The sequence below is a fragment of the Kitasatospora sp. NPDC054939 genome, from assembly GCF_053610105.1.
Genome location: NZ_JBSGXP010000280.1, coordinates 1 through 3564, shown reverse-complemented (window position 1 = coordinate 3564; position 3564 = coordinate 1). Strand labels below are relative to the sequence as shown.

Below are 3564 nucleotides of genomic sequence, written 5' to 3'. Positions count from 1 at the left end.
TCCGTCGGCCGCTGCGCCGACGGATGCGGCCGACCCGTGTAAGAGAGACCCGCCGTCCACCTCTCCCTGGTGGCGGCGGGTCCTCGCGTTCCCGCCGCACGACCAGCGGCACCGGTACGGAGGACGGGGACACCACGATGACGGCCAACGGCACGACAAACAGCAGCGGCGGCACCGGCAGCACCGGCGGTCCCGGCAGCACCGGCGGGGGAGCGTACGGCGGCGGGACGGGAGGGGGGACGGGCGGCGCCGCCGCGCTGGACTGGCTGAGCCGGGCCGCCGACGACCCGGACGCCTGCCGGCGCACCTGGGAACGGACCGGCCTCGGCCTCGCCCTGCTCCCGGCCGGCCGCCGCTGGGACGTCCTCACGGTGCCCGGCCGCCTCGGCCACCCCACCGTCGACCTCCTCGACAACGGCTACTGCGGTCCGGTGCTGACCGACCTCTCCGACGGCGGCGTGGGCTTCCTCGTCCCCGTCGGCACCGCCGCCCGCTGGCTCGGCACCGGGGTGCGGTGCGCCGGCGAGGGCACCTGGATCGCCGTCCCGCACCCCGTCCGGCGCTGCCGCGGCCTGCGCTGGCTGGTCCCCCCGGACGGCAGCGGACGGCTCAACGACCCCGTCCTGCTGGAACTCGCCCTGCACGACGCGGCGGCCCGGCTCACCGGCGGCTGACCCCGCCGCGCGGGCGGGGAGGGCCCGGTGGACGTGACGCGAAGGCGGGCCGGGCCCGGTGGACGTGGCACGCGGGCGGCGGCCGGCCGCGCCAGACTGGAACCGTGACCACCGTCCCCGACGCCCCCGGCACCCTCGACGCCGCCCTCGGCCCGGGCCCGGCCCAGCAGCGGCTGGCCGAGCTGGCCCGCCCGGTCTGCGACCGGCTCGGCCTCGCCCTGGCCGGCGGCCACGCGCTGCGCGCCCACGGCATCGCGGCCTGCCCGCAGGACGGGCTGACCCTGGTGACCACCGGCGCCACGGCCCCGGGCGGCACCGAGCTGCCCGCCGCCGCGGCCGAACTGGCCGCCGCCTATCGCGCGGCCGGCGCCGAGGCGGTCGAACGGCCGGGCACCCCGCGGCTGGAACAGCTCTCCGTCCGGCTCACCCTGGGCGGCCGGACGCACACCGTGGAGCTGCGGAAGGAACCGCTCGGGCACCGGCCGGTCCGGCTGGAGTTCGCCGCGCCGGGCGAGCCGGCCGGTCCGTCCGACGACGTGCCGTCCGGCGGTGGGCCCTCCGGCGGCGGGCTGTCCCCGGGCGTGCCGGCCGAGGACGTGCCGCCGGTCCCGGTCGCGGTGGTGGCGCTGGAGGACGCCGCCGCGCTGGCCACCGTGCTGCTCGCCGACCGGGGCGTCCCGCGGGACCTGGTCGACGTCCACGCGCTGACCGCCGTCTACCGGGAGGGCGAACTGCTCGCCCTGGCCACCGCGCTCGATGCCGACTTCCAGCCGACCGCGCTCGCCGACCGGCTGGAGACGCTGGCCGAGGCCGCCGACGGGCGGTTCCGCGCGCGGGGCACCGGCGTGGACGTCGGGGCGCTCAAGCGCTGGGCGCTGGCCTGGTCGCAGGACCTGCGGCTGGACCTGCTGGAGACCCAGGAGTGCGCCGACGGCCTGCACGATCCGTACCTGGAGGACGACGAGGAGCGCTGAGGTTCCCCCGATCGGGCGACGCCGCCTACGACCTGTAAGGCTGAATCCCGGATCACCGTCAGCCTGTTCGTTGAGGCGGGCCGCGGCTCCGACCAGACTGGTCCGTGAGCGCGGTGGCCCCGTGCCTCCCCGCCGCCGCCCGGCCCGTCCGGGCCGCGCCGCAGCCGGGGGGAACGGGCAGAGGTGCCGCCCGGGACTTCGGAGGCATAGGACCTTGAGCAAGCACATCACCCACTGGATCGGCGGCGCGTCCGTCGCCACCGCCGGTGCCGCGCCCCGCCGTGGCGACGTCTTCGACCCGGCCACCGGCCAGGTCGCCGGCCACGTCGACTTCGCGGGCATCGCCGAGGTCGACCAGGCCGTGGCCGCCGCCGCCTCGGCCTTCGCGGAGTGGCGCCTGGCCTCGGTCGCCAAGCGGTCGACCGTCCTGTTCGCCTTCCGCGAGCTGCTCAACGCCCGCAAGGACGAGCTGGCCTCGATCATCGTCTCCGAGCACGGCAAGGTGCACTCGGACGCGCTCGGCGAGATCGCCCGCGGCCTGGAGGTCGTCGAGTACGCCTGCGGCATCCCGCAGCTGCTCAAGGGCGGCTTCACCGAGCAGGCGTCCACCGGCATCGACGTGTACTCGATCCGCCAGCCGCTCGGCCCGGTCGCCGTCATCTCGCCGTTCAACTTCCCGGCCATGGTGCCGATGTGGTTCTTCCCGATCGCCATCGCGGCCGGCAACACGGTCGTCCTGAAGCCCTCGGAGAAGGACCCGTCCGCCGCCAACTTCCTCGCCGGGCTGTGGAAGGAGGCCGGGCTTCCGGACGGCGTCTTCAACGTCGTGCACGGCGACAAGACCGCCGTCGACCGGCTGCTGGAGCACCCCGACATCAAGTCGGTCAGCTTCGTCGGCTCCACCCCGATCGCCCGCTACGTCTACGAGACCGGCACCCGCTACGGCAAGCGCGTCCAGGCCCTCGGCGGCGCCAAGAACCACATGCTGGTCCTCCCCGACGCCGACCTCGACCTCAGCGCCGACGCCGCCGTCAACGCCGGCTTCGGTGCGGCCGGCGAGCGCTGCATGGCCGTCTCCGTGCTGGTCGCGGTCGACCCGATCGGCGACGAACTGGTCGACAAGATCAAGCAGCGGATCGCCACGCTCAAGGTCGGCCCCGGCTGCAACGGCGACTCCGAGATGGGCCCGCTCGTCACGGGCCAGCACCGCGACAAGGTCACCTCGTACGTGGAGTCCGGCCTCGCCGACGGCGCCGAGCTGGCCGTGGACGGCCGGAAGCACCCGATCACCGCCGAGGACGCCAACGGCGCCCCGACCTCCGACGGCTTCTGGCTCGGCCCCACCCTCTTCGACCACGTGAAGCCCGGCATGTCCGTCTACAACGACGAGATCTTCGGCCCGGTCCTCTCCGTCGTGCGCGTCGACTCCTACGAGGAGGGCCTCGCCCTCATCAACGCCAACCCGTACGGCAACGGCACCGCGATCTTCACCAACGACGGCGGCGCCGCCCGGCGCTTCCAGTACGAGGTCGAGGTCGGCATGGTCGGCATCAACGTGCCGATCCCGGTCCCGGTCGCCTACTACTCCTTCGGCGGCTGGAAGGCCTCGCTCTTCGGCGACGCCCACGCGTACGGCCCGGACGGCGTCCAGTTCTTCACCCGCGGCAAGGCGGTCACCCAGCGCTGGCTGGACCCGTCGCACGGCGGCATCAACCTGGGCTTCCCCACCAACAGCTGAACCGCGCGCGACGCGCGGCGGCCGGCCCCGCCCGGGGTCGGCCGCCGCCGTTTGCATCGACGGCCCGATGGGCGTAGTGTTTTCTAGTCGCTCGGCAGGGAGCACCGGACACGCATCGGCGCGGACGGTCCCGGGGCGGCCAATCCACAGGAACACCACTTCTGATCCGCATCGTGTT

3 protein-coding genes are annotated in these 3564 nt (G+C 74.9%); all 3 read left to right on the top strand.

Annotated elements, in window-relative coordinates; translation table 11 throughout:
* Positions 1-137 precede the first annotated feature (137 nt).
* The 3 genes from ACWGB8_RS38185 to ACWGB8_RS38175 all read left to right on the top strand — a co-directional run bounded on the left by ACWGB8_RS38185 (position 138) and on the right by ACWGB8_RS38175 (position 3386).
* Entirely contained in the window at positions 138-674 is a 537-nt protein-coding gene (locus ACWGB8_RS38185; protein WP_452218251.1) for a hypothetical protein, read from the top strand.
* 104 nt (positions 675-778) lie between these two features.
* Positions 779-1648 carry a nucleotidyl transferase AbiEii/AbiGii toxin family protein gene (locus tag ACWGB8_RS38180; RefSeq protein WP_452218250.1) on the top strand — a complete coding sequence of 290 codons (870 nt, stop codon included), beginning with the start codon at positions 779-781 and terminating at the stop codon, positions 1646-1648.
* 214 nt (positions 1649-1862) lie between these two features.
* On the top strand, positions 1863-3386 hold the full coding sequence (locus tag ACWGB8_RS38175; protein WP_452218249.1) for a CoA-acylating methylmalonate-semialdehyde dehydrogenase: 1524 nt from the start codon (positions 1863-1865) through the stop codon (positions 3384-3386).
* The last annotated feature ends 178 nt before the right edge of the window (positions 3387-3564 follow it).

Excerpts from the sequence above, each read along its gene's own strand:
- ACWGB8_RS38185 (WP_452218251.1), top strand. The coding sequence starts at position 138 with ATGACGGCCAACGGCACGACAAACAGCAGCGGCGGCACCGGCAGCACC.